Genomic DNA, 6742 nt, shown 5'->3' with positions numbered 1-6742 from the left:
CAGCTGCTTTTGCTGCTGCTGCTGCTGTGCGTGATTCTGATTCCCGGCACGGTCAGCGGGGACGGCACGGCACGCGGATTCATCCGGATTTCGCTGCTGTACAGCCTCTCCGCGGTCAGTACGATTCTGGCGCTCTCCTCCGTTTGGCTCGGCTGTTTCGTCATGACGCAGGATGTCGACAACTACCAGTTGCACATGGTGGTGACCAAGCCGGTTTCCCGCGTCAGCATCTGGCTGGCGAAGTGGGTGGGGGTGAATCTGATTCATCTGGTGCTGCTCGCGGCGGCCACGCTGTCGATCTACTTCATCATCCTCTACAAATACAACCAGCAGGAATTTTCCGCCGAGGAGCGGGAGCGCATCCGCAATGAGGTGCTGGTCGGCCGCCGCGTCTTCTGGCCGGAGGTTCCGGACTACGACAAGGTGACCCGCGAACTGGTGCGGCAGCGGATAGAGAATCTGCGCAGCCGCGGTCTCGCCGTCGACACCGGCCCGGCCGCGCAGGAGAAGATGTTCGACGACGCGCGCCGTGAGCTGGTCTCCGCCGGTTCCGAGGTCAAGCACAACACGTCGCGCGGCTGGATTTACCGCAATGTGCCGGAGGCGAAGGGCAAGCCGCTCTTCCTCCGTTATCGGCCTTACATCGGGAAGGTTGCCACCGAAGGGCAGCGCATGACCCGGTCGTGGTGGCAGGTGGGGGTCCCCCGGGTGATTGACAAGAGCAAGGCGACGAGCGTGTTCGACCCGGCTGCGCAGAGCGGATATGAGATCTACTTCTACGCGTTGTCCAACGGGCCGCGGCAGGTGATGTCGGGCGAGTTCCACGAGGAGGTCATTCCGCCGGCGTGGAACGTGGTCACTCCGGACAATACCGTGCTCATCAGCTACGTCAACTTTGACGACAAGGCGGAGACGCAGTATTTCCAGCCGGCCGACGGGCCGAAACTGCTGGTGGAGGTCTGCGGCTTCTTCAGCAACTACCTGCGGGCGGTGCTGCTGATTGCGCTGGAGCTGCTGATCCTCTCCGGACTCGGGTGCGCATTCGGCGGGTTCCTGTCGATGCCGACGGCGATTTTCGTGGTGATTTCCTATCTGTTGTTCGGTTCTTTCGCCATCTACATGAGCGGAATGAGCTATATCAGCGGTGCGGCGGACCAGTTCGCCCAGAGCATTGCCAAGGTTCTGCTCTGGATCGTCATTCCGCTGCAGGCCTTTGAAGCGTCGACGCAGGTGGCCAACGGCGAATTGCTTGAGTGGAGCGCGATCTGGCAGGTGGTGTGGTTCTACTTCCTCTGCCGGGCACTGCCGCTGTTCGCACTGGGCATCTACTTCTACCGTCGCCGGGAACTGGGATTGGTGATACGCAAATGAGCAGATTCCGTACAATTGTCATGTATTTTGTGCTGGTGGTGGTTACCCTGGCAATGTTGTTCGGCATCAGCCGGGTGGAGAAGCGGCTCGATGCGCAGGTGGCGGAGCATAATCTCCGGTTCACCGGGCAGATCAAAAATGCGCCGCCGATGGTGGTGTTCACCACCGTGGCGCTCGGCAGTTTCCGCGGGCTGGTCGCCGATTTGCTCTGGCTGCGGGCCGGCGCGCTGCAGGAAAAGGGCAACTATTTTGAAATGGTTCAGCTTGCCCGCTGGATCACCGATCTGCAGCCGACCTTCTCGGGGGCGACCGCCTATCTGGCCTGGAACATGGCCTACAACATTTCGGTGACCTGTTCGAGTTTCGCCGACCGCTGGCGCTGGGTCAATGAGGGGATCAAACTGATCCGGGATCAGGCGATTGAGTACAATCCGGAGGATCCGTTGCTCTACAAGGAGCTGGCGTGGATTTTCCAGCACAAGCTCGGCAACATTATGGACGACGCCAACTTGTACTATAAGAACCGGCTGGCGATCCAGATGACCAACATCGTCGGGACCGGCAATCCGGACTGGAAGGCGCTGGCGGCCGCTCCGGCAGATGAGGCGGCGTTCATGAAGGCCTATCCGCCGGACCACCGCTTCTGGCAGGCGGCAAAGGAGGCCGGGTATGAGAACTTTGATGCGGTGTACAATGCCTTCCGTTCGACGGAACCGGCCGCTCTGCCGGCCGGCATCGTCAGCCGTCTCGGAGGAGCGGAGTCGCCGCTGGTCGGGAAACTCACCGACTTCTTCCGGGCGGAGTATTTGCGCCGTTCGATCAAGCTGGATCCCTCGCTGATCGTCGAGATCAACGAAAAATACGGCATGATGGACTGGCGGGTTCCGGAGTCGCAGGCGATCTACTGGGCGACGCTCGGTCTCAAGCGAACTCCGGGGCATGTCAATCTGGACTGCAACCGGATTATCACGCAGTCGCTCTACGAGGCGTTCCGGGCCGGGAAGCTGCTGATGATCGACGACCAGAATTTCGAAAGCATCATCGTCGTCCCGAATCTGGCGCTGGTGGATGCGGTATACGACACCTATGTGCAGGCGCAGACCACCTTCGACAAAGGGAACTCCGCGTCGACCTTCCGCAGTGCCCGGATCAACTTCATGAAAGAGGCGGTGACGATTCTCTACAACTACGGCAAGTTCAGCAAGGCGGAGGAGTACTACCAGAAGCTGATCAAGGAGGATGGGAAGAAGCATCCGAACATCGAGTCGTTCGTCATGGATGAGTGGGCGGAGGATGTGCGCGACGCCGCCGTCAAGAAGGCCAGCGAGATCATCAGCGGCCTGATTTTCCGCAGCATCAACTACATGGTCTACAATGACCAGGATGCCGCGGTTGCCAACGAACGGATTGCACGCTATATTTATACGAAGTACGCGGCCGATCTGGGCAGGGAGGATCGTACAAAGCTGCCGTCCTACGCGGAGATGAAGAAGTCTGTGGTGGAGAACTGCCTCAAGATCTTCCCGCCGGCGATGGTGGCGATTCTCAAGGCGAAGATCGCGGAAGAACAGGCGGAAGCTGCGTTGGAGCAGAAAACGGTTTCGCCGGAAAAAAACAGCCCGGACGGGCGGAAGTGAGTTAACTTTGGAGGCTTGGTTTTTATTTTTCGGTAGTGTCGCTCTGGCGATGATCCTGTCGAATCTGTGTTCTCTCATGGAGGCGGCGATTCTCAGCATTACGCCGAGCCAGCTGGCGGAACTGCGTCAGCGTTCACCGAAAGCGGGGCAGATCTGCCAGTCGCTGAAACGGGACATCGATAAACCGATCGCGGTGATTCTGATCATCAACACCGCCGCGCACACCATCGGTGCGGCGGTGGCGGGCGGCAGCCTGGCGGCAACTTTCGGCAGTCAGTACATGGGGGTGTTTTCGCTCGTGTTCACACTGCTGATGGTGCAGTATACGGAAATTCTGCCGAAGACGCTCGGCGTGCGGTTCAATCTCCGGGTCATGGCGATTGCGGCGCGTCCGCTGCAGGTGGCGGTGTTTCTCTTCATGCCGCTCATCAAGCTCACTCACTTCATCAACCGGCCGTTCGAACGGCGCCGCCCGGTGCAGCCGAGCACGGCGGATGAGATTTCGGCGCTGGCGGCGCTGGCGCGCAGTTCGCAGGTGATTTCGACCCGGCAGGAGCGGATTATCAAAGCGGTGCCGCGGCTGTCGGAGCGGACAGCGCGCATGGTGATGCTTCCGGCGGAGAACATCTCCTTCCTCTCTTCGGACCAGACCCTTTCCGAGGCGATTGCTTCGACGGGAACGGATTTTCACACCCGTTATCCGGTCTGCGAGGCGGGCAACCGAAACAAGGTGCTCGGTTACGTCAACTTCAAGGAGCTGGTTGCCACGTTCCGGGCGCATCCGGGGGCGATGAACCTCACCGACATCCTCCGGCCGATCGCATTTGCCGAGCCGGATGACACGGCGTCGGAGCTTCTGGAGCGCTTCGCCACGCAGCACTGCCATATGACGATCGTGCGCGATCCAGCTTCCGGGCAGACGCTCGGACTGGTGACGCTGGAGGATATTGTCGAGGAGCTGCTGGGCGATCTGGATGACGAGTTCGACCCGTTGCCGCGGACCTTCTATTCGCCGAGTGAATTTGTCTGGGTGGTCGGCGGCGGCGTCCCGATGACATTGCTCACGCGCGATACCCATCTGAATCTGCCGCGGCGCGCCGAGCCGGTTTCGGTCTGGTTTGCCCGCATGCTCAAGCGGCAGCCCAAGGTCGGTGACGTCTACCGGTACGGAAATGCGGAGTTCTACGCCCGCAAGATTCGCCGCGGGCAGGTGTGGGAGTTCAACTTGAAACGGATCAAAACCGATACTGGAGACGGAAAATGAGAAGAAGAGACGGTCTGGCGATACTCGCCGCCGGGATCGGACTGCTTGTTTCCGGCTGTATCGATCTGGAATATGTCGGGCAGGAGTTTGAAGCGACTCCGATGTCGCGGCCGGTGGCGCTGTTTCAGAACCGGACGGAGGTTCCCCCCGGCGAGTACCGGATCATCGGGCGTGCGACGCTCACGGCTCCGGACGGCACGCTCGGGTACGATATCCAGGAGAAACTGCTTGACACGGCGCGGGAAGCCGGGGCGGATGCGGTCTGCCTGGTCAGCACAAAACGGGTCAATGTCGGAACCTATCAAATTGAAAACTCCAGCTTTTCTCCTCCGGGAACATTCCGGCTCAATCCGGGCAACCGGTCAGCGGATGGAAGTATGCGGGAGATCAACACCTTCGGAAGCCGGGCAAGTTCCGTGCGCGGCGAGGAGCGTTCCCGGATTGAAATCGTGGTCAAGGCGCTTTACTTGAAGAATCGGAAGGAGCTGGCCCGGATTCTCGCGGAGCGCGGCCGGGAGCTGGAGGAGCTCGAAGAACTGGGGGGCGAACCGGCTCTGCCGGTTTCCGGAACGGCTTCGACGGCGGAGGAAAAGCCGGCCGAAGAGACCGCGTCGAAGGAGGAGAAAAACTCCAGCGGAGAGGCTGTAGTGGAAAAGCCGATTCCGCAGCTTTCGCCGGCAGAGAAGAACGATGTGCAGAGCGAGGCAATTCCGGCTCAACCGGCCGCAATTCCGGAAGATCCTGCGAAGGCAGTCACCCCCGTTTCAGCGACAGAGTGACCTCTTCCGGCGTGAGCATGCGCCACTCTCCCGGCGGCAGGGAGCCGAGTTCGAGATCGCCGATGCGGACCCGCTTGAGCTGTACGGTGGGAGCGCCGACGGCGGCGGTGATGCGGCGGATTTCCCGTTTTTTCCCTTCGTTGAGGGTAATCCGGTAGCGGGCGGCGCCGAGCGGCTGGATGGCTCTGACCCGGAGCAGATCGCCCTGGTCGGAAATTCCGGCGCGGATGCGTTCCAGTTCCGCTTCGGAGAGCGGACGGGTGAGCCGGACAAGGTACTGTTTGAGAATTTCGTGGCGGGGATGGGTGAGCTCCTCGACATACGCCCCGTCGTTGGAAAAGAGGATCAGCCCTTCGCTCTCCTTGTCGAGCCGCCCGGCGGAGAAGAGCCGCACCGGCGGATCGGTCCGGATGAGATCGACCGCCTTTTGTTTCGCGTGCGGGTCATGGTTGGTGCAGACGTAGCCGCGCGGTTTATGGAGCATGATGTAGAGGCGGACTTCCGCAGGGCGGACCGGTGTGCCGTTCAGCGTGACCTGGTCGCCGGGAGCGACGCGCGCGCCCGGTTCCAGGACGGTACGGCCGTTGACGGCGACCCGGCCGGACTTGACCAGTTCGCCCGCGGCGCGGCGGGAGGCCGCACCGGCGGAGCTGAGAAATTTAACCAGGCGTTCGCGGTTGTCGTTTTCCAAGATGGCTGCCTCGCTGTTTCGTTTGCATAGTTTACACCACAGGACGGATTTTTGCAATGGATATCCAGCAGGGAAACGGAAATTGTTGCGGAAAACTTTATCTGGTCGGCACGCCGATCGGCAATTTGAATGATATCACTCTGCGGGCGCTGGAGGTGTTGCGGTGCGTCGATCTCATCGCGGCGGAGGACACCCGGCATACCCGTCAGTTGCTGGCGCACTTCGACATACACACCCGGCTGATGAGCTTTCATGCATTCAATGAGCACCGCAAGGCCGAGGGGCTGATCCAGGAGATTCTGGGGGGGCTCTCGGTGGCGGCGGTATCGGATGCCGGTACGCCGTCGCTGGCGGACCCCGGATTTTTCCTGATGCGCGAAGCGGTGCGGGCCGGAATTGAGCCGGAGGTGATTCCGGGGGTTTCGGCGCTCACGTTTGCGGTGACGGCTTCGGCACTGCCGGTGGACAAGTTCACGTTTCTGGCGTTCCCGCCGGTGAAGTCGGGGCGGCGTCGGAAGTTTTTTGAATCGATCCGCGGGGAGGGGAAGACGGTGTTCTTTTTCGAGTCCCCACACCGGATTGCCCGGACTCTGCCGGAGCTGGCGGAGGCGGTCGGGCCGGAGGCGCAGGTCGCGGTGATTCGCGAGGCGACCAAACTGCATGAGGAGGTTCTGCGCGGGAGCGCCGCGGAACTGGCCGCTCTGGCCGGAAAACGGGAGTGGCGCGGGGAGTTCGTCATCGGGGTCCATCCGGAGCAGAGTGTGGAGCCGGCGGACGAGGAGGAAGAGTTCTCGTGAGCTTTTCCTCTGGCGGATTTTACCGAAACAGCTTCTCCGGATGGGAAAAAAATGATTTTTTTTCACTGCCGTCCCATAATTCTTTGAAATCGTCATTCTAACCACCCTATTTGAGCCTGAGTTGATTGTTTTTTAAAATTACCCATTTCCGGTTTTTCCTTTTCGTTGAGTTGGATTATAGTTGTGCGAATCCTGGTAAATAT

General features: G+C 60.5%; 6 protein-coding genes. 5 read left to right on the top strand and 1 reads right to left on the bottom strand.

From position 1 onward, the window contains the following. The 4 genes from ACMLHG_RS00390 to ACMLHG_RS00375 form a co-directional block, all read left to right on the top strand. Window positions 1-1371: hypothetical protein (locus ACMLHG_RS00390; protein WP_417169165.1), on the top strand; the 1371-nt coding region annotated here is incomplete at its 5' end. Further along, window positions 1368-3008 (top strand): hypothetical protein, encoded by a 1641-nt coding sequence (locus ACMLHG_RS00385; protein ID WP_417169164.1) that lies wholly within the window; start codon window positions 1368-1370, stop codon window positions 3006-3008. The genes ACMLHG_RS00390 and ACMLHG_RS00385, both read left to right, overlap by 4 nt. Window positions 3009-3015: 7 nt before the next feature. Beyond that, window positions 3016-4272 (top strand): hemolysin family protein, encoded by a 1257-nt coding sequence (locus tag ACMLHG_RS00380; protein ID WP_417169163.1) that lies wholly within the window; start codon window positions 3016-3018, stop codon window positions 4270-4272. Next, complete coding sequence (locus ACMLHG_RS00375) at window positions 4269-5051, top strand: hypothetical protein (protein ID WP_417169162.1); 783 nt, start codon at window positions 4269-4271, stop codon at window positions 5049-5051. Before ACMLHG_RS00380 ends, ACMLHG_RS00375 begins: the two co-directional genes overlap by 4 nt. Here the strand turns inward: ACMLHG_RS00375 and ACMLHG_RS00370 are convergent. Continuing rightward, window positions 5026-5742, bottom strand: coding sequence for a pseudouridine synthase (locus ACMLHG_RS00370; protein WP_417169161.1), 717 nt, complete (start codon window positions 5740-5742; stop codon window positions 5026-5028). The genes ACMLHG_RS00375 and ACMLHG_RS00370 overlap by 26 nt on opposite strands. 56 nt (window positions 5743-5798) lie before the next feature. Between ACMLHG_RS00370 and rsmI the strand changes: the two genes are divergently transcribed. Further along, entirely contained in the window at window positions 5799-6539 is a 741-nt protein-coding gene (gene rsmI / locus ACMLHG_RS00365) for a 16S rRNA (cytidine(1402)-2'-O)-methyltransferase (RefSeq protein WP_417169160.1), read from the top strand. The last annotated feature ends 203 nt before the right edge of the window (window positions 6540-6742 follow it).

Origin of the sequence: Victivallis sp. (assembly GCF_048170485.1) — a bacterium.
Classification (GTDB): domain Bacteria; phylum Verrucomicrobiota; class Lentisphaeria; order Victivallales; family Victivallaceae; genus Victivallis.
The sequence above is the reverse complement of the archived record's forward strand: the minus strand, read 5'-3'. Positions and strand labels throughout refer to the sequence as shown.